Here is an 18028-nt window from a genome sequence, read left to right on the forward strand (position 1 = left end):
TTACTGCTCCGCGGCCACCAACTCGCTCTCGTCCTTGTCCTGCTGCGGGGCCGGCGGGCGGCCGGGCAGGAACAGGGCGACCACGACCGCGCCGACGAGCGCGACGCCCGCGCCGCACAGGGCCGTCACGTGCATGGCGTGCAGGAAGGCGTCGTTGGCGGGGGTGACCAGGGCCTCGCCGCGCGGGCCGAGCTTGGCGGCGACGCCGAGGGTGGCCTCGATGGACTCGCCCGCGGTGTGCCGCAGACCGGCGGGCAGCCGGGTGAGGTCGTCCTCGATGCCGTTGCGGTACGCCGTCGAGAGCACGGAGCCGAGCACCGCGATGCCGAGGGCGCCGCCGACCTGGCGGAAGGTGTTGCTGAGCGCGGAGGCGGAGCCCGCCTTCTCGCGCGGCAGCGCCTGCATGATGACGACGCTGGTCGGCGTCATGATGTGCGCCATGCCGGTGCCCATGAGGAAGAAGACGACCTCCAGGATCCAGATGGGGGTGTCGGCCTCCAGGGTGGCGAACGCGGCGAGCATCGCGGCGATGAGCAGCAGGCCCGCGGTGCAGGTGGCGCGGTTGCCGAAGCGGTCGACGACGAGCCGGGCGCGCGGCGCGAAGATGAGCTGGGCCACGGCGAGCGGCAGCATCAGCAGACCGGTCTGCAGGGGCGAGTAGCCGCGCACGCTCTGGGTGTAGAAGACGGAGAAGAAGGTGACGCCCATCAGCGCGAAGAAGACGAGCGCGATGGCGGAGATGGCGGCCGAGAAGACCTTGTTCTTGAAGTACGTGACGTCGATGGACGGGTGGTCGCTGCGCTTCTCGTACACCACGAAGACGACCAGGACGAGGAGACCGGCCGCGACGGTGGCGAGCACCTTGAGGTCGGTGAAGTCAGCCAACTGGCCGCCCTTGATGATGCCGTAGACGAGCAGGACGAGTCCGACGACGGACAGGACCACGCCGACGGGGTCGAGCCGGCCCGGGTTCGGGTCGCGGGAGTCGGGGACCAGCCAGATCATCAGGCCGAGCGCGAGCAGCACGATCGGCACGTTGATCAGGAAGACGGAGCCCCACCAGAAGTGGTCGAGGAGCACGCCGCCGGTGATCGGGCCGATGGCGATGGCGAGGCCGACGCCGCCGGCCCAGATGCCGATGGCCTTGGGCTGCTCGTCGCGCTCGAAGACGTTCATGAGGACGGCGAGGGTGGCGGGCATCACGAAGGCGGCACCGAGACCCATCACCGCGCGGAAGACGATGAGCTGGACCGGTGAGCCGGACTCGGCGGCCAGCGCCGATCCCACGCCGAAGACGGCGAGACCGGCGAGCAGTATCTTCTTGCGGCCGAGCCGGTCGCCGAGGAGGCCCGCGGTGAAGAGCAGTCCGGCGAAGACGAGCGTGTAGGCGTTGATCGCCCACTCCAGCTCGCTCTGGGTGGCGCCGAGGCCCGTGGGCGCCGGGGTCGAGATCGTCTTGATCGCGACGTTCAGGATCGAGTTGTCGAGCACCACGATCAGCAGGCTGAGCATGAGCACACCGAGAATGGCCCAGCGGCGCCGGTGCACGGCCTCGGGCACCCGTCGTTCGGTCAAGGGAGCGGGAGTTGTCATGCTCTCCAGCCTAGCCAGTTCCGATACGACACCGTCTCGTATCGGAATTGCTTTACGGAGAACTTACCAAGAACTTACGAAGCCCGCCTCGCCCGAGGGAGACACAGCTCGCTCCCCGCGGTCTGGCCTCAGTCGGCACGAGGTGCCACCATGGGGGTGATCCGGGGACGCCGTCAGGGCGCCTCGAGATGACAGACAGAAGGAGCCGTTGCGATGACGCAGCTTTCGGCTGCCCCGAAGCCGGGTCAGGAGTCTGGCCAGAAGTCCGACAGCAAAGCGCTGTACGGGGGCAAGGGCACTCGCCGCATCACCGTGCGTGACATCACCGCCGCCAAGGAACGCGGCGAGAAGTGGCCCATGCTCACCGCTTACGACGCGATGACCGCGTCCGTCTTCGACGAGGCCGGCATCCCGGTCATGCTCGTCGGCGACTCGGCGGGCAACTGCCACCTGGGGTACGAGACGACGGTCCCGGTCACCCTCGACGAGATGACGATGCTCTCGGCGGCGGTCGTGCGGGGCACCAGCCGTGCCCTGATCGTCGGCGACCTGCCCTTCGGGTCGTACCAGGAGGGCCCGGTCCAGGCCCTGCGCTCGGCCACCCGCCTGGTCAAGGAGGCCGGGGTCGGCGCGGTGAAGCTGGAGGGCGGCGAGCGTTCGCACCGCCAGATCGAGCTTCTGGTGGAGTCCGGCATCCCCGTCATGGCGCACATCGGACTGACCCCCCAGTCCGTGAACTCCATGGGCTACCGCGTGCAGGGGCGCGGCGAGGAGGCGGCCCAGCAGCTGCTGCGGGACGCCAAGGCGGTGCAGGACGCGGGCGCCTTCGCCGTGGTCCTGGAGCTGGTGCCGGCCGAGCTGGCCGCCGAGGTCACCCGGGTGCTGCACATCCCCACCGTCGGTATCGGCGCGGGTGCCGAGACCGACGCGCAGGTCCTCGTCTGGACCGACATGCTGGGACTCACCGGCGGCAAGATGCCCCGCTTCGTGAAGCAGTACGCGAACCTGCGCGAGGTCATGGGGAACGCGGCCAGGGCGTTCGCCGAGGACGTGGTCGGCGGAACGTTCCCCCAGGAGGAACACTCCGTCCACTGAGCCACTGAGCCACTGAGCCACCGAGCCACCGAGCCACTGCGGCACCGAGCGGCCCCGCCGATCTTCCCCCGTCGGCGGGGCCGCGCCGTTTCCACGGGCCGGACGACGGGCTCCCACGCCCGCCGACGGGCCGCCGACAGCGGCCCGCTCCCCCTGTCGGTGATCTGTCGGTCGTTTGTCGGTGGCAGGTGGGAGCGTGGCCGCATGACGCGAATCGACAAGAACCCCAGCGACGGCACACGCAACGCCGTCACCGTACGGGGGCTGGTCAAGCACTATGGCGAGACCAAGGCGCTCGACGGTGTCGACCTGGATGTGCGCGAGGGCACCGTCCTCGGCGTGCTCGGTCCCAACGGCGCCGGCAAGACCACCCTGGTCCGCTGCCTGTCCACCCTCATCACCCCCGACGCCGGACAGGCCACGGTCGCCGGTTACGACGTGCTGCGCCAGCCGCGGCAGCTGCGCCGGGTGATAGGGCTGACGGGCCAGTACGCCTCGGTCGACGAGAAGCTCCCGGGCTGGGAGAACCTGTACATGATCGGGCGGCTGCTCGACCTGCCCCGCAAGGAGGCCCGCCGCCGCGCCGACGAGCTCCTGGAGCGCTTCTCGCTCACGGAGGCCGCCAAGCGGCCCGCCGCCACCTACTCCGGCGGTATGCGCCGCCGGCTCGACCTCGCGGCCTCGATGATCGGCAGCCCGGCCGTGCTGTACCTGGACGAGCCGACCACCGGCCTCGACCCGCGCACCCGCAACGAGGTGTGGCAGGAGGTCAAGCGCATGGTCGCCGACGGCGTCACCGTGCTGCTCACCACCCAGTACATGGAGGAGGCCGAGCAGCTCGCCTCCGAGCTGACGGTCATCGACCGCGGCAAGGTCATCGCCAACGGCCGGATCGACGAGCTGAAGGCACGGGTCGGCGGCCGCACGCTGCGGATCCGCCCGGTGGACCCGCGGCAACTGCGCCCGCTGGCCGCCATGTTCGACGACATGGGACTCACCGGCCTCGCCACGACGATCGTGGACGGCGAGACCGGCAGCGCGCTGGTGCCGATCCTCAGCGACGAGCAACTGACCGCCGTGGTCGGCGCCGTCACCGCGCGCGGCATCACCATCGCCTCCATCTCCACCGAACTGCCCAGTCTGGACGAGGTGTTCCTGTCCCTCACCGGCCACAAGGCCAGTGCCCCGCAGGACGAGTCCCCCGTCCGCGCCTACGAGGAGGTCTCCGCGTGAGTGCCAGCCCGTCGCCCGCCGCCACCCTCGCGAAGAGCGGCTCCGACACGCCCCCGCCGCCCGCCCCCGAGGTCCCCCTCGCCGGCGCCGACGGCGACTCCCGGATCTCGCCCCGGGCGCACGCCCGCCACATCGGGGCCCTGGTCCGCCGCAACCTGCTGTGGATCCGCCAGGACCCGGAGTCGATGTTCGACGCCGTGCTGATGCCGGTCGTCTTCACCCTGCTGTTCGTGTACGTCTTCGGCGGCTCCATCGGGCAGTCGCTGGGCGGCGGCCAGCAGCAGTACGTGCAGTACGTGGTGCCCGGACTGATGGCCATGATGGGCATGAACATCGCCACGGCCGTGGGCACCGGCTTCAACCAGGACTTCCAGACCGGAGTCATGGACCGCTTCCGCACCCTGCCGATCGGCCAGGGCTCCGTGCTCTTCGCCAAGATCGTGGTGGAGCTGATGCGGATGCTCGTGGCCACCACGATCCTCATGATCGTCGGTGTCCTGGTCGGCTTCGACATCGAGAACTGGCCGGGCCTGTTCGCGGCCGTCGGACTCGCCACCCTCTTCGGCTCCGCGCTGATGTGGATCTTCCTGGTCCTCGGCGTGACGATGAAGAACGCGCAGTCCGTGCAGGCCATGGGCTTCCTGGTGCTGATGCCGCTGCAGTTCGGCTCGTCCATCTTCTCGCCGACCCAGACCATGCCGGGCTGGCTCCAGGCCTTCACCGACTACAACCCGCTGTCCTCCCTCGCGGACAGCGCGCGCGGTCTGATGGTGGGCGGCCCGGTCGCGCACGACCTGTGGGTGACGCTCGGCTGGACGGCCGCGCTCACGGTGGTCATGGCCCCGATCGCGATCCACAAGTTCCGGACGAAGAGCTGACGTCCGGCCGGGTGCGGGTCCCGGTCCGCGTCACACGAGGGCGGCGGCCTCCTCCAGGGAGAGCCCGCCGCCCTCGCGGTACGCGCTCTCGTACGCCGCGTCGCCGAGCACGGCCCGCACGTCCGCCTCCGCCCGGGCCCGCACCTCGTCCTGCGTCGGGCCCGCCACGTGGCCCGGCGGCAGCAGGGCGTCGGCGGTGCCGATCAGCCGGGCCGCGTCACGGGCGTCCCGCCCGCCGTCGAATCCGGCGAGGGCGATGGCCGCGGTGACCAGGTGGGCGGAGGTCATGTGCGGCGCGATCATCTGCGTCAGCGGGTCCTGGGCCCGCGCCAGGGCCAGCCCGGCCTTCTCGCGGGCGCTCGCGAACTGCCCGTCCATCGCGTCCAGCCAGGCCTCCACACCGAGCACGAACCCGTCGAACACCACGAAGGTGACCGCCGCGAAGTCCGAGCGCAGCAGGCGCATCTGCTCGCGGGCCTCCTCGATCCGGCAGCTGCGGCCGAGCCACATCGCGAGGTAGAGGCGGGAGGCGGGCATCGCCTCGTTGACCGCGCCGTGTCCGTTCGCCAGGACCTCGCGCAGCATCCGCTCGCCCCGCTCGGTCTCCCCCGACTCCACCAGGACACTGCCGAGCCGGGCGCTGAGCACCGCCGACTGCGCGTGGGCGCCGAGCCGTTCGGCGTAGGTGATCGCCTCCGCGTAGTCGGCGGCGGCGAGGGCGTAGGCGCCGCGGCGCTCGTGGGCCTCCCCGCGCGCCGAGAGGGCCTCGGCGGCACCCCAGGCGTCGCCGAGGCGTACGAAGATCTCCAGTGCCTCGTCGGCGTCGCGGGTGGCGTCGCCGGCCCAGTCGGAGCGGTTGGCCAGGATGTTGGCGCGCATCTGCAGGGCGACGGCGAGCTCCCATCCGTAGTCCAGTTCGCGGCAGGTGGTGACCGTGATGTCGGCGACGGCGCGCATGCGCTCGATGTCGCCGGTCAGCAGGACGGCGTAGAACCAGAGGTAGCCGGGGCTGCGGCAGGTCTGCGGCAGGCCCGGCCGGTAGGCCTCGCTGATGGCGCGCAGCTTCTCCTGGGCCTCGGGGGTCTGCCAGGTCTTCAGGTCCATGTCCATGCAGGCGAGGTGGATGAGGTGGACTCCGCGCCGTGCCTCTTCGAGGACCTCGGGCCGCATCGGCGGCGGGGCGGCCGTGCAGCTCTCGTAGAGGGGGGCGATCGGCTCTCGGGGCGACGCGAAGGGGTCGGGGCCGAGCGCCATCACCTCGCGGGACCAGGCGCGGGTCTCGACGCGCTGGTCGCGGGTCTGCCAGTACCAGGCGAGGGAGAGGACCAGGCAGATCGCCTCCTGCTCGTCCCGCTCGGCGACGGCGTGGCGCAGGGCGGTGCGGAGGTTCTCGTACTCGCGCCGCAGCCGTTCGATGGCGGCGAGCTGGCCGGGGCCGCGCAGTTCGGGGTCGGTGGTGCGGGCGAGTTCGCGGTAGTAGGTCAGGTGGGCGCGCGCGGCGGCGGGGCGCCGTCCGGACTCGTCGAGGCGGGCGCCCGCGTACTCGGCGACGGTCTCCAGGAGGCGGTAGCGCATCTCGCCGTCCCCCGAGGGGGCTGCGACGACGAGGGACTTGTCGACGAGGGAGCCGAGCACCTCCAGCGCGGCCGGCCCGCACACGGCCTCGGCGGCGGCGAGGTCGCAGCCGCCGGCGAAGACGGACAGCCGCCGCAGCACCTCCCGCTCCTCCTCGTCGAGGAGGTCCCAGGACCAGTCGACGACGGCGCGCAGGGTCTGCTGGCGGGGCAGGACCGTGCGGCTGCCGGAGGTGAGGAGCCGGAAGCGGTCGTCCAGGCGGTCGGCGATCTGGCGCGGGGTGAGCATCCGCAGCCGGGCGGCGGCCAGTTCGATGGCCAGCGGCAGTCCGTCGAGCCGCCGGCAGATCTCGGCGGCGGCCTCCGGGTCGTCCTCGACACGGAAGCCGGGCCGCGCCGCCGCCCCGCGATCGGCGAGCAGGCGCATCGCCACCGGTTCGGGCAGCGGCTCGACGGGGCGCAGCAACTCCCCCGGTACGCCGAGGGGTTCGCGGCTGGTGGCGAGCACGGTCAGCTCAGGGCAGCGCTCCAGCAACTGCTCGACGAGCCGGGCGGCGGCGTCCACGACGTGCTCGCAGTTGTCCAGGATGAGCAGCATGCGGCGTTTCGCGCAGTGTTCGGCGAGCTTGGTGACGGGGTCGTCGTGCCGGTCGGCGACGGCCCGCAGTTCCTCGGCGCCGGCTCCGCGCAGCACGGTCTCGCGGGCGCCGAGCGCGGTGAGCACGGCCTCGGGGACGGCGTCCGGGTCGTCCACGGGCGCCAGTTCGGCCAGCCACACCCCGTCGAGCGCGGCGTCCCCGACGGTCTCGGCGGCCTCCTGCGACAGCCGGGTCTTGCCGGCGCCGCCGGGTCCGAGCAGCGTCACGAGCCGGGCCGCGGCGAGGTCCCGGCGGATGGCATCGATGTCGCTCTCCCGGCCCACGAAGGAGGTGAGCCGGGCGCGGAGGTTGCCGGGGTGCGCGGCGGGGGCGGGCCGGGGTGCGGGCCCCGGGCCCTGTACGGCGGCGGCCGCGGCGCCGGCCGGCTCGCCGTGGTGCAGCAACTCCCGGTGCAGGGAGCGCAGTTCGGGGCCGGGGTCGGAGCCGAGGCGGTCCGCGAGGAGGCGGCGTACGGAGTCGTAGGCGGCGAGGGCCTCGGCGGGGCGGCCGACGTCGCGCAGGGCGCGCAGCCGCAGGGCCTGGAGGGGTTCGTCCAGCGGGTGGAGGTCGCACAGGGCGGTGAGTTCGGGCAGGGCCTGCGCGGCGTGGCCGAGGGCGAGGGCGGCGGTGAGGCGGGCGCGGCGCGCGTCCAGGCGCCGGGTCTCCCAGCGGGCCGACTCCGCGGCCCGGTCGGGGAGGTCGGCGAGCGCCGGTCCGTGCCACAGGGCGAGGGCGTCGTCCAGGACCGCGGCGGCCTTGGCGGGGTCGCCGTCGGCCAGCGCCCGGTCGCCCTCGCCGGTGAGCCGCTCGAAGCGGTGCAGGTCCACGTCGTCGGGGGCGGCGGCGAGGCGGTAGCCGCCGTCCGCCGAGGCGACGGCGTCCGGTCCGAGGGCCCGGCGCAGCCGGCCGACCAGGGCCTGGAGCGCGCCCGTCGCGTCGGCGGGCGGGTCGCCGTCCCACACCTCGTCGACGAGGTGGGCAGCCGGAACGGTCCGTCCGGGCCGCAGGGCGAGCACCGTCAGCAGCGCACGCAGCCGCGCTCCGCCGACCGGTACGGGGGTGCCGTCGGGGCGGAGGGCCTGCGTGGTGCCGAGGACGCGGTAGCGCACGAGGTCCATTGTCTCCGGTGCCGTGGTGGGTGTGTGCCCGGTGCCGTCGAGGAGGTCCGCGCCGCCGGGATCGTGCCGGGTGGGGGTGTGCCGGGAGGGCCGGCCGGCCGGAGCCGTACGGTCCGGGCCGTCCACGCGGGCGGTGTGCCGCTTCGCGTGCGCCGTCTCTCGTACCTCTGCCTGCGGTGTCCCCATCCCCCCACCTTCTCCGGAACCGGCGGGGGATGGCGAGACGTTTTCCCACCGGGCCCGGTACGGTCGGGCGGACCGAGGGGCACGAGACGCCCCGCCGCAGAATGGGGAGTTCCATGACCACCGCCGCCTCCCGTCGCAGCGACCGGACGGTGAGCCCCGTCTTCCTCGGGATCCTGGCCGTCACCGCGGTCACCGGCTGGGCCACCTGGACCGGTTTCGCCGAGCAGCCCGGCGTGGCCGTGTTCCTCTTCGTGACGGCCGCCTGGATCGTCTCGCTCTGCCTGCACGAGTACGCGCACGCCCGCACCGCCCTGCACGGCGGCGACATCTCCGTCGGCGCCAAGGGCTATCTGACCCTGAACCCGCTGAAGTACACGCACGCCCTGCTGAGCATCGTCCTGCCGGTGATCTTCGTGATCATGGGCGGGATCGGTCTGCCGGGCGGCGCGGTCTTCATCGAGCGCAACCGCATCCGGGGCCGCTGGAAGCACAGCCTGATCTCGGCGGCGGGCCCGCTCACGAACGTGCTGTTCGCCCTGGTGTGCACGGCGCCGTTCTGGCTGGACGCCCTGGACGGGGTGCCGCCCGGGTTCCAGTACGCGCTGGCGTTCCTGGCGCTGCTCCAGGTGACGGCGGCGATCCTGAACTTCCTGCCGGTCCCGGGCCTGGACGGCTACGGGGTGATCGAGCCGTGGCTGTCGTACAACGTCCGGCGCCAGGTGGAGCCGCTGGCGCCGTTCGGGCTGCTCATCGTGTTCGCCGTGCTGTGGATCCCGTCGGTGAACGTGGTGTTCTTCGACGCGATCCACGCGGTGCTGCGCGGGCTGGGCGTCGACGACCTCCAGCGCTACTGCGGCCAGGACCTGTACCGCTTCTGGCGGGGCACCGACGAGCTCTGCGTCCGCTAGGAGGCGGTGGGGCCGGTGGGGCCGGTGGACGCGGCGGAGCCGTCCCGCAGGCGGGCGCGGCGGGCGTAGTACCAGGTCATGTTGGACGAGAGACCGGCGAGCAGCACCCACACGATCCCCAGCAGGCTGCCCTGGACGAAGGAGACCACGGCCGCGGTGACGGACAGGACGCAGACGACGAGGGCGTACAGGGCGAGGCGGGGCATGGGGGTCGGCTCCTGACAGACGGACGTGGTGTGACGGCATCCAGTGTCCCCCATGCCCGGGCGCCCGCTACACGTCGGTCAGCCGCAGGCCCGCATGGGCCTTGTAGCGCCGGTTCACCGAGATCAGGTTCGCGACCAGGGACTCGACCTGGTGGGCGTTGCGCAGCCGCCCGGCGAAGATCCCGCGCATCCCGGGGATGCGTCCGGCGAGGGCCTGCACGATCTCCACGTCCGCCCGCTCCTCGCCGAGGACCATCACGTCGGTGTCGATCTCCTCGACCTCGGGGTCCTGGAGGAGCACCGCGGAGAGGTGGTGGAAGGCGGCCGTGACCCGGGAGTCGGGCAGCAGGGCGGCGGCCTGCTCGGCGGCGCTGCCCTCCTCCGGCTTCAGGGCGTACGCGCCCTTCTTGTCGAAGCCGAGCGGGTTGACGCAGTCGACGACGAGCTTGCCGGCCAGTTCCGCGCGCAGGGCCTTCAGCGTCTCGCCGTGGCCGTCCCACGGCACCGCCACGATCACGATGTCGCTGCGCCGCGCGCACTCGGCGTTGTCGGCGCCCTCGACGCCGTGCCCCAGTTCCTCTGCGGCACCGCGGGCGCGGTCCGCGGCCCGGGAGCCGATGATCACCTTCTGGCCGGCCCGGGCGAGCCGCAGGGCGAGGCCCTTGCCCTGCGGTCCGGTGCCGCCGAGCACGCCGACGACGAGCCCGGAGACGTCGGGCAGGTCGAAGGGGTCCTTGGCGGGGGCCTTCTGGGCACTGGCGGTGGAGGCATTGTCGGTAGAGGTCATGAGCCGACTTTACGTGCGCCGATCACGCCCTCGCCGCTCAGGTGAGTGCGGTCAGCGGGATCCGGCGGAAGGTGATCGTCTCGTACGCGCCGAAGTCGCCGGTCTCGTAGAGGAGTCCGACGGTGTCCGCGTCGACGCGGACGAGGTCGGAGTACGCGGCGGGCAGTCCGTCGACCGTGTGGACGGGCCGCCAGGTGGTGCCGCCGTCGGCGGAGGCGCGCAGGGTCATCAATGCGCGGAAGCCGGGGTCGGCCGGGCCTGAGTAGAGGAGCAGGTCGGGGTCGCGGAGCTGGAGGAGGCTGCCCTGGACGACGGGGGTGACGAGGCCGGCCTGCGGGCGGAAGGGCTTCTCCAGGGTCCTGCCGCCGTCGAGGGAGTGGGCGTCGGCGCGGTTGCCCGGGGACGGGGAGTCGTTGCGGGTGTTGAAGTAGACGCGTCCTTCGGGGAGTTCGGCCGCCGTCGTCTCGTTCGCGTTGACGTAGCCGTCGGTGTTCTCGTCGACGTAGCCGAGGTACCAGGTCTGCCCGCGGTCGTCGCTGAGCAGGCAGTGCCCGCTGTTGTAGCGGGCCTCGGTGCCGTTGTCCCGGCCGGTGGGCGGCACGGTGTGGTTGCCGGGGACGACGACGCGGCCGGTGGAGAGCTGGAGGGCGTGCCCGGGGGTGGTCGCGTACCAGCGCCAGCCCGCCTTCTTGACCTGGGCGGTGATCTCCCGGGGCGCGGACCAGGTCACCCCGTCGTCGTCGCTGTGCTGCACCCAGACGCGGCGTCCGTCGGCGGCCTTCACCTTGCCGCGCAGCAGGGCGTCCTCGCTCGCGCCGGCCGCGCTGCGGACGTGGACGAGCAGGACGCGGCCGGTGTCGAGGACGACGGGGGCGGGGTTGCCCGCGAGATCGTCGCCGTTCGCGGCGGCGACCTGGAGCGGGCCCCAGGTGCGGCCGCCGTCGGCGGACCGCTTCAGCACGATGTCGATGTTCCCGTGGTCGCGTGCGGAGCCGGCCCTGCCCTCGCAGAAGGCGAGGAGGGTGCCGGCGCCGGTGGCGACGACGGCGGGGATCCGGAAACTCGCGTACCCCTCGCGGCCGGCGCGGAAGGGGATGCTTGCCTCGGTCATGGGCGGCTCCTGGGTCGGGCTCCTCGGGTGAGCAGCGGTCGTAGCCCTTGCCCGTTCCGGGCGAATTCGCGGTGAACTCGGCCTGACGAGCAGGCGTTTGGGGCAGGATGCGTGCACATGGACGCCGTACGGGTCGCGTTGCTGCGGGAAGTGCTCGCCGGGACCGAGTGGCTGGGGGCCACCCGGCGGTTCGCCGGTGCGCTGCGGGGGTCGGTCGTGTCGCACGGCGGCGGGCTGCTGCTGGTGGGGACGGCCGACTACGAGCCCTGGCACCTGGCCGCGCACCTGGTGGACGAGGCGGCCTGGTCGGGGACGCCGGAGCTGTCGCCGACGCTGGTCCGGCACGGGGCGCGGGCCTCGGACCCGGCGCATCTCGCGGTCGGGCTCGGCCGGATCGAGGCGGCCCGGCGGGGCGAGACGCTGCTCGTGGTGTCCCCGGACGCACCGGGGGCGCCGCTGCTGGAGCGGGTCTCGGACGCGCGGCGGGCGGGGGCGACGGTGCTCGCGCTCGACGAGGGCGACGGCGATCTGCGCTCGATGGCCCACGAGTCGCTCTCCGTCCCGGCGGGGCAGGAGCTCGACCTCGACACGGTCCAACACCTCGTCAGCGCGGCCGCCGGGGAGAACTCGCTGCCGGTGCGCCGGGGCCGGCGCCGCTTCCGCGACCGGCTGTCGCGGCTGGCCGACCAGCTGACCTCGCCCCCGCCGGCGCGCTGGTAAGACACCGGGCGGGCACAAAACCGGTTGCCCGGGGCGGACCCCGGCGCCGAGCATGGCCCGTTGTGACCGACGACGCCCCCGCCCCGCCCTCCGCCGCTCCCCCGGGATGGCGCGCGGTGCTCCCCGACCTCGCGCCCTGGCGGACCTCCGCCGACTTCCGCCGGCTGTGGCTGGCGGGGCTGATCACGAACTTCGGGAGTTTCCTGACGCTGGTCGCCCTGCCGGTGCAGATGAAGGCGCTCACCGGCTCGGTGGTCGCGGTGGGGGCCATCGGCGCCGTCGAACTCGTCCCGATGATCGTCTTCGGGCTGTACGGCGGGGCGCTCGCCGACGCCCTGGACAAGCGCGCGCTGATCGTCCGCACGGAGGCCGGCCAGGCTCTGCTGTGCGCGGGGCTCCTCGTCAACGCGCTGCTGCCGCGGCCCGCGGTGTGGCCGCTGTACGCGGTCGCCGCGCTCTCCTCGGCGCTCGGCGCGATCCAGCGCCCGGCCCTGGACTCGCTCGTCCCGCGGATCGTCCCGCACGAGCACCTGCCGGCCGCCGCCTCGCTCAACTCGCTGCGCTGGACGGTCGGCGGGGTCGCGGGCCCGGCGCTGGCGGGCGTGGTGGTGGCGTACGCGGGGCTGGGCTGGGCGTACGCAGTGGACCTTCTGACGTTCGCCGTGTCAGTGGCGCTGGTCCTCGGGCTCGCCGCCTCGCCCGCCGCCCACGAGGCCGCGAAGCCGTCGCTGCGCTCGATCGCGGAGGGGGCGCGGTACGCGTGGAGCCGCAAGGAGCTGCTCGGCACCTACGCCGTCGACCTCGCCGCGATGTTCTTCGCGATGCCGCTCGCCCTGCTGCCGTTCCTCGCCGACGAGCTGGACGCCGAGTGGTCCCTGGGCCTGATGTACGCGGCGCTGCCCGCCGGCGCGCTGCTCGTGACGCTGACCAGCGGATGGACCTCCCGTGTGCACCGGCACGGGCGGATGGTGGTCCTCGCGGCCGCCTGCTGGGGGCTCGCGATGGTGGCGGCGGGCGCCGTGCACGACGTGTGGCTGGTGCTGCTGTGCCTCGTCCTCGGCGGCGGCTTCGACATGGTCAGCGGGATCTTCCGGGCGGCGATGTGGAACCAGACGATCCCGGACGAGCTGCGGGGCCGGCTGGCCGGGATCGAGCTGCTGTCCTACTCCGCCGGGCCGCAGCTGGGGCAGGTCCGCGCGGGCGGCATGGCGGCGTGGACGAGCGTCCGGACGTCGATCTGGGCGGGCGGCGCGATCTGTGTGGGCGCGGTGGGGCTCCTGGCACTGTGCCTGCCGAAGCTGATGACGTACGACGTGCGGACGAACGAGCACGCGGTGCGGCTGCGCGACCGGCGCGACAGCGGGGCGGTCGCGGGCGCCGGCTCCTCCTGACGCCGCGGGACGCTCCGGGGCCCGGCCGCGCACGGACGGCCGCCTCGGGCCCGACCGCAGTCGCGGTCGGGCCCGAGGTGGCGTACGGCGTGCGTCCCCGTCAGCCCTCGTCCGTCCCCCGGGCCGTGGAGTCGTGCCACTTGGGGTCGTTCTCCCATTCGAGGTTCCGCTCCCGGGCGGTCTCCATGGCCTGTTCGGCCTCCCTGCGGGAGGCGTAGGGGCCGAACCGGTCCTTGGCGGGGCACTCGGGGCCCTCCTCGACCTTCTTGTGCTCCAGGCAGTAGTACCACTCGCCGGGCTTGCCGACGGTCCGCTTCTTGAACAGGGCCATGACCAGCTCCTTTCGCCAGGGACATGTTCCCCCATGACCGCTGGTTAGACTCGCTGGCATGTCTGGCCAGTCGCTGCTCGTACCAGGGGAGCTCTCTCCCACCCGTTCCGTCCCCGGAAACATCAGGCGTCCCGAGTACGTGGGCAAGCCCGCCCCGACGCCGTACACCGGCCCGGAGGTGCAGACTCCGGAGACCGTCGAGGCGATGCGGATCGCCGGGCGCATCGCGGCGCGGGCGATGGCGGAGGCCGCCAAGCTGATCGCCCCGGGCGTCACGACGGACGAGCTGGACCGGGTCGCGCACGAGTACATGTGCGACCACGGCGCCTACCCGTCGACGCTCGGCTACCGCGGTTTCCCCAAGTCGCTGTGCACCTCCGTCAACGAGGTCATCTGCCACGGCATCCCGGACAGCACCGTCCTGCGCGACGGCGACATCGTCAACCTCGACGTGACGGCGTACATCGGCGGGGTGCACGGGGACAACAACGCCACCTACCTGGTCGGCGACGTCGACGAGGAGAGCAGGCTGCTCGTCGAGCGCACCCGTGAGTCGCTCGACCGCGCGATCAAGGCGGTCAGGCCCGGCCGCCAGATCAACATCATCGGGCGGGTCATCGAGTCGTACGCCAAGCGCTTCGGGTACGGGGTGGTCCGGGACTTCACCGGCCACGGCATCAACTCGTCGTTCCACTCCGGGCTGATCGTCCCGCACTACGACAGCCCGCACGCGACGACCGTGATCCAGCCCGGGATGACGTTCACCATCGAGCCCATGCTGACGCTCGGCACGCACGACTACGACATGTGGGACGACGGCTGGACGGTCGTGACGAAGGACCGTAAGCGAACGGCCCAGTTCGAGCACACCCTGGTCGTCACCGACAGCGGGGCCGAGATCCTCACGCTGCCGTAGTCCCCGCCGCGAGTCCGCAGGTCAAGGGCCCGTCCTGTCCGCAGGGCGGGCCCTTCGCGCTGCCGGCGGGTGGACCGGGCCCGACCGGGGTACGGTTTTACCGACAGGATGTCGGGAAGCCATTGACTTAGGTAAGCCTAACCCGCGAAGATGCGAGCGCCCTCGCCCCCGGCCCCGGAGGTCCCCCATGAACGCGTCGGCTACGACGGGCCCGGCGGACACCGCCTTCTCGTCGCTGATCCGCACCGCCTCGCACGAGCAGCACACCGAGGCGGAGACCTCGTCCTTCATGGGCGACCTGCTCGGCGGCAGGCTCGGCGTCGACGCGTACGCGCGCTACACCGAGCAGCTGTGGTTCGTGTACGAGGCGCTGGAGGCGGAGGCCGGGCGGCTGGAGTCCGACCCGGTGGCCGGCCCCTTCGTGCGGCCGGAGCTGCTGCGCCGCCCCGCCCTGGAGCGCGACCTCGCCCATCTCCGGGGTCCCGGCTGGCGGGCGACGCTCGGGGCGCTGCCGGAGACGCGGGCGTACGCGGCGCGGGTCGCGGAGTGCGCCCGGCGGTGGCCCGGCGGCTACGTGGCGCACCACTACACCCGCTACCTGGGCGACCTCTCCGGCGGCCAGATCATCCGCGGCAAGGCGGAGCGGACCTGGGGCTTCGCGCGCAAGGGCGACGGCGTCCGGTTCTACGTGTTCGAGGACATCACCAACCCGGCCGCGTTCAAGCGGGGTTACCGGGAGCTGCTGGACGCGCTCCCGGTGGACGACCTGGAGAAGCAGCGGATCGTCGCCGAGTGCCGACGGGCGTTCGCGATGAACACGGCAGTCTTCCGCGCCCTGGGCGAGGAGTTCCCGCTCTCGGCGTGAGCCCGCGCGCCCGGACGTGAGCCCGCGGGGCGCGGACGGGCGGCAGCGGAAGCGAAGCCGTCCGGCGCCGTCGGCGCGAGCCTTGCGGCGCCGTCGGCGGGGGTCCCTAGGACGCCGTCCGCGGGGGCTCCTTGTAGTGCTGTCGGCGCGAGCACAGCGGCGTGATCCGTTCGGCGCGAGGTTGCGCGACTCCGTCCGCAGCCGCCCGTAGAAGCCGCGTGGCGCCGCCGGCGGGAGCCTTCTGGCACCCCCGGCGCGAGCACAGCCGCGTGATCCTTCGGCGGGAGCCGCCTGGCGCTGCCGGGGTGGGAGGCGTGTGGCGTCGTCAGGGGCGCAGCAGGCGTACGCGGCCGCCGACCTCGACCCAGCCTCCGGGCTGCGGGGCGGTGAGGATCTGCGAGCCGGCGCCCTGGACGATGTTCAGGGCGCGGCCGAGCCGGGCGGTGAGCAGGAGGGCCGCGGCGCCCGTGGCCTCGTCCTCCCGGATGCCGTCGTCGCGGCCGGGGAAGGCGCGGGCGCGGACCCGGCCGGCGGCCTCCTCCTCCCAGGCCCAGGCGTAGATCCACTCGCCGGGCGGCGGGACGGGCAGCGCGTCGACCTCCGCGGCCGAGGCGTACTGCCGCAGCGTGCGCGGCGGGACCCACTCCGGACGGGCCTCGATCCAGCTGAACTCGCCGTCGAGGCGGGTGCCCACCACCCCGGCGGGCGTGACCAGTTCGGGCACGTCGAGGAGCCAGGCCGTACCGACGCAGGGGTGCCCGGCGAAGGGGAGGCGCAGGCCGGGCGTGTAGATGTCGATGACGCCGCGTTCCGGGTCGTCGACGAACACGGTCTCGCTGAAGCCGAGTTCGGCGGCGAGGGCCTGCCGCTTGCCGCGGTCCGGCAGCAGCGATCCCTCGCGGACGACGCCCAGTTGGTTGCCGTGTCCGCCGCCGGGTCCGCAGAAGACGCGCAGTACGTCGTAATCAGTCACCCGCGCATTCAAACACCCCCGGTACGGCAGGTTCATGCCGTACGGATCGCGTACGCGGGGCCGCGCACCCCGTCCGCACGTCCGTGCGCGCGCCGGGGGAAGGCCGCGAATGCCCGGGTCCGCTGGGGCGGAACCCAAGAGCCCTTGACCCTTGCTTGACCATTCCATGGGGTCTGCTTTTGGCCACCGTGATCCGGCCGTGTCCATGAGCTTCCTGTGAGAGCTGAATCACCGGACGTGCGGGTATCACTGAGGCAAGCCTCAGATAAGTTAGGCCAGCCTCACCCAATACCGCGCGGCCGCTCCGCGCGGTCTGTCCGTCCTTTGACTTGGAGCCTTCATGCGAGCCGTCCGACTCTCAGTCGTCACCGCAGCCGCCACCGCGGCCGCTCTGACCGCCGTCACGGGCTGCACGGAGAAGAGCGACGCGAAAGGCGGCAGTGGCGCGATCCAGGTGACCGCCGCGGACGCCAAGTGCGACACCTCCGCCACCTCGGTCCCGGCCGGCCAGGTCACGCTGAAGATCGAGAACAAGGGCTCGAAGGCCACCGAGGTCGAGATCCTCTTCCCCGACGACCGGATCGTCTCCGAGAAGGAGAACATCGGCCCCGGCACCAAGTACACGCTGACCGCCGAGGTGAAGGCCGGCGCGTACGAGATCGCCTGCCGCCCCGGCATGAAGGGCCACGGCGTCCGCCAGAAGCTCACGGTCACCGGCGGCAGCAAGGTCGCCAAGCGCGACCCCCGTCTCGACAAGGCCGTCGCCGCCTACCGCGAGTACGTGCAGGAGCAGGCCGACGAGACGCTGCCGAAGGCCGAGGCGTTCGCGAAGGCCGTCAAGGACGGCGACCTCGACGCCGCCAAGAAGCTGTACGCGAACTCGCGCCTCGGCTGGGAGCGCACCGAGCCGGTCGCCGAGTCCTTCGGCGACATCGACCCGAAGGTCGACGTCCGCGAGGACGGCCTCGAGGAGGGCCAGGACGCGGAGAAGGACTGGACGGGCTGGCACCGCCTGGAGAAGTCCCTCTGGCAGGACAAGAAGATCGGTGACCGCGAGAAGAAGCTGGCCGACCAGCTGGTCACCGACCTGACGGACTGGCAGAAGCGCGTCGGCAAGGCCGAGATCACCCCCACCTCCATGGCCAACGGCGCCAAGGAGCTGCTGGACGAGGTCGCCACCGGCAAGGTCTCCGGCGAGGAGGACCGCTACGCGCACACCGACCTCGTCGACTTCAAGGGCAACGTCGAGGGCGCGCAGAAGGCGTACGAGCTGCTGAAGCCGGTCGCCGAGGAGAACGACGCCGCGCTGACCAAGGAGCTCGACAAGCAGTTCACCGCGCTGAACACGCTGCTCGACACCTACCGCGAGGACAAGACGTCGTACGACTTCGTCTCGTACGACAAGGTCGGCAAGGCCGACCAGAAGGAGCTCTCGGACGCGGTCAACGCGCTCGCCGAGCCGCTCTCCAAGCTCGCCGCCGCCGTCGTCAAGTGAGCGAGGGGCC

At 72.7% G+C, this 18028-nt stretch carries 16 protein-coding genes; 9 read left to right on the forward strand and 7 right to left on the reverse strand.

Annotated features, from left to right (window positions below; all coding sequences use genetic code 11):
• Window positions 1–1593 (reverse strand): MFS transporter, encoded by a 1593-nt coding sequence (locus ACFYQQ_RS05110; RefSeq protein WP_355780434.1) that lies wholly within the window; start codon window positions 1591–1593, stop codon window positions 1–3.
• 213 nt (window positions 1594–1806) lie between these two features.
• Here ACFYQQ_RS05110 and panB point away from each other — a divergent pair, with 213 nt between their 5' ends.
• The 3 genes from panB to ACFYQQ_RS05125 all read left to right on the forward strand — a co-directional run bounded on the left by panB (window position 1807) and on the right by ACFYQQ_RS05125 (window position 4799).
• Entirely contained in the window at window positions 1807–2688 is an 882-nt protein-coding gene (panB, locus tag ACFYQQ_RS05115; protein WP_355780437.1) for a 3-methyl-2-oxobutanoate hydroxymethyltransferase, read from the forward strand.
• Window positions 2689–2892: 204 nt separating this feature from the next.
• The gene (locus ACFYQQ_RS05120) at window positions 2893–3921 is read left to right on the forward strand and encodes an ATP-binding cassette domain-containing protein (protein WP_355780440.1); all 1029 of its coding nucleotides are present in this window, start codon (window positions 2893–2895) and stop codon (window positions 3919–3921) included.
• A 104-nt stretch (window positions 3922–4025) separates the two neighbouring features.
• A complete protein-coding gene (locus ACFYQQ_RS05125; RefSeq protein WP_355780464.1) occupies window positions 4026–4799 on the forward strand; it encodes an ABC transporter permease in 774 nt (257 codons plus the stop codon).
• A 30-nt stretch (window positions 4800–4829) separates the two neighbouring features.
• Here ACFYQQ_RS05125 and ACFYQQ_RS05130 read toward each other — a convergent pair whose 3' ends face one another.
• On the reverse strand, window positions 4830–8129 hold the full coding sequence (locus ACFYQQ_RS05130; RefSeq protein WP_388903986.1) for a BTAD domain-containing putative transcriptional regulator: 3300 nt from the start codon (window positions 8127–8129) through the stop codon (window positions 4830–4832).
• Between the two features lie 299 nt (window positions 8130–8428).
• On the opposite strand from ACFYQQ_RS05130, the gene ACFYQQ_RS05135 reads away from it, so the two are divergent.
• On the forward strand, window positions 8429–9223 hold the full coding sequence (locus tag ACFYQQ_RS05135; RefSeq protein ID WP_355790945.1) for a site-2 protease family protein: 795 nt from the start codon (window positions 8429–8431) through the stop codon (window positions 9221–9223).
• Here the strand turns inward: ACFYQQ_RS05135 and ACFYQQ_RS05140 are convergent.
• Genes ACFYQQ_RS05140 through ACFYQQ_RS05150 form a run of 3 tightly spaced genes read right to left on the reverse strand, consistent with a single transcriptional unit; the run spans window position 9220 to window position 11327 of the window.
• Window positions 9220–9483: a hypothetical protein gene (locus ACFYQQ_RS05140; RefSeq protein ID WP_355790943.1), complete on the reverse strand. Its 264-nt coding sequence runs from the start codon at window positions 9481–9483 to the stop codon at window positions 9220–9222. The genes ACFYQQ_RS05135 and ACFYQQ_RS05140 overlap by 4 nt on opposite strands.
• A gap of 13 nt (window positions 9484–9496) precedes the next feature.
• A complete protein-coding gene (gene npdG / locus ACFYQQ_RS05145) occupies window positions 9497–10216 on the reverse strand; it encodes an NADPH-dependent F420 reductase (RefSeq protein ID WP_355790940.1) in 720 nt (239 codons plus the stop codon).
• Between the two features lie 37 nt (window positions 10217–10253).
• Window positions 10254–11327, reverse strand: coding sequence for a sialidase family protein (locus ACFYQQ_RS05150; protein WP_356241848.1), 1074 nt, complete (start codon window positions 11325–11327; stop codon window positions 10254–10256).
• 117 nt (window positions 11328–11444) lie between these two features.
• Here ACFYQQ_RS05150 and ACFYQQ_RS05155 point away from each other — a divergent pair, with 117 nt between their 5' ends.
• Both ACFYQQ_RS05155 and ACFYQQ_RS05160 read left to right on the forward strand, forming a co-directional pair.
• Window positions 11445–12047, forward strand: coding sequence for a hypothetical protein (locus ACFYQQ_RS05155; RefSeq protein WP_355795782.1), 603 nt, complete (start codon window positions 11445–11447; stop codon window positions 12045–12047).
• 62 nt (window positions 12048–12109) lie between these two features.
• Window positions 12110–13438, forward strand: a complete 1329-nt coding sequence (locus ACFYQQ_RS05160) for an MFS transporter (RefSeq protein WP_356167467.1) — start codon at window positions 12110–12112, stop codon at window positions 13436–13438.
• Between the two features lie 100 nt (window positions 13439–13538).
• Here the strand turns inward: ACFYQQ_RS05160 and ACFYQQ_RS05165 are convergent, their stop codons facing one another.
• Entirely contained in the window at window positions 13539–13769 is a 231-nt protein-coding gene (locus ACFYQQ_RS05165; RefSeq protein ID WP_356167470.1) for a hypothetical protein, read from the reverse strand.
• Window positions 13770–13827: 58 nt separating this feature from the next.
• Here ACFYQQ_RS05165 and map point away from each other — a divergent pair, with 58 nt between their 5' ends.
• Window positions 13828–14685: a type I methionyl aminopeptidase gene (gene map, locus ACFYQQ_RS05170; protein WP_356167473.1), complete on the forward strand. Its 858-nt coding sequence runs from the start codon at window positions 13828–13830 to the stop codon at window positions 14683–14685.
• Window positions 14686–14872: 187 nt separating this feature from the next.
• Window positions 14873–15550 carry a biliverdin-producing heme oxygenase gene (locus ACFYQQ_RS05175; RefSeq protein WP_356167476.1) on the forward strand — a complete coding sequence of 226 codons (678 nt, stop codon included), beginning with the start codon at window positions 14873–14875 and terminating at the stop codon, window positions 15548–15550.
• Window positions 15551–15875: 325 nt separating this feature from the next.
• Here the strand turns inward: ACFYQQ_RS05175 and ACFYQQ_RS05180 are convergent, their stop codons facing one another.
• A complete protein-coding gene (locus ACFYQQ_RS05180; RefSeq protein ID WP_356167479.1) occupies window positions 15876–16523 on the reverse strand; it encodes a PhzF family phenazine biosynthesis protein in 648 nt (215 codons plus the stop codon).
• 340 nt (window positions 16524–16863) lie between these two features.
• Between ACFYQQ_RS05180 and efeO the strand changes: the two genes are divergently transcribed.
• Complete coding sequence (gene efeO / locus ACFYQQ_RS05185) at window positions 16864–18018, forward strand: iron uptake system protein EfeO (RefSeq protein ID WP_355780219.1); 1155 nt, start codon at window positions 16864–16866, stop codon at window positions 18016–18018.
• Window positions 18019–18028 lie beyond the last annotated feature (10 nt).

The organism is Streptomyces sp. NPDC005496 (assembly GCF_042872045.1).
Classification (GTDB): domain Bacteria; phylum Actinomycetota; class Actinomycetes; order Streptomycetales; family Streptomycetaceae; genus Streptomyces.

Coding starts and splice junctions, on each gene's coding strand:
- ACFYQQ_RS05135 (WP_355790945.1), top strand. CDS start 8,429: ATGACCACCGCCGCCTCCCGTCGCAGCGACCGGACGGTGAGCCCCGTC.
- ACFYQQ_RS05140 (WP_355790943.1), bottom strand. CDS start 9,483: ATGGGGGACACTGGATGCCGTCACACCACGTCCGTCTGTCAGGAGCCG.
- efeO (WP_355780219.1), top strand. CDS start 16,864: ATGCGAGCCGTCCGACTCTCAGTCGTCACCGCAGCCGCCACCGCGGCC.
- ACFYQQ_RS05155 (WP_355795782.1), top strand. CDS start 11,445: ATGGACGCCGTACGGGTCGCGTTGCTGCGGGAAGTGCTCGCCGGGACC.
- ACFYQQ_RS05110 (WP_355780434.1), bottom strand. CDS start 1,593: ATGACAACTCCCGCTCCCTTGACCGAACGACGGGTGCCCGAGGCCGTG.
- ACFYQQ_RS05120 (WP_355780440.1), top strand. CDS start 2,893: ATGACGCGAATCGACAAGAACCCCAGCGACGGCACACGCAACGCCGTC.
- map (WP_356167473.1), top strand. CDS start 13,828: ATGTCTGGCCAGTCGCTGCTCGTACCAGGGGAGCTCTCTCCCACCCGT.
- ACFYQQ_RS05130 (WP_388903986.1), bottom strand. CDS start 8,129: ATGGACCTCGTGCGCTACCGCGTCCTCGGCACCACGCAGGCCCTCCGC.
- ACFYQQ_RS05165 (WP_356167470.1), bottom strand. CDS start 13,769: ATGGCCCTGTTCAAGAAGCGGACCGTCGGCAAGCCCGGCGAGTGGTAC.
- ACFYQQ_RS05175 (WP_356167476.1), top strand. CDS start 14,873: ATGAACGCGTCGGCTACGACGGGCCCGGCGGACACCGCCTTCTCGTCG.
- ACFYQQ_RS05150 (WP_356241848.1), bottom strand. CDS start 11,327: ATGACCGAGGCAAGCATCCCCTTCCGCGCCGGCCGCGAGGGGTACGCG.
- panB (WP_355780437.1), top strand. CDS start 1,807: ATGACGCAGCTTTCGGCTGCCCCGAAGCCGGGTCAGGAGTCTGGCCAG.
- npdG (WP_355790940.1), bottom strand. CDS start 10,216: ATGACCTCTACCGACAATGCCTCCACCGCCAGTGCCCAGAAGGCCCCC.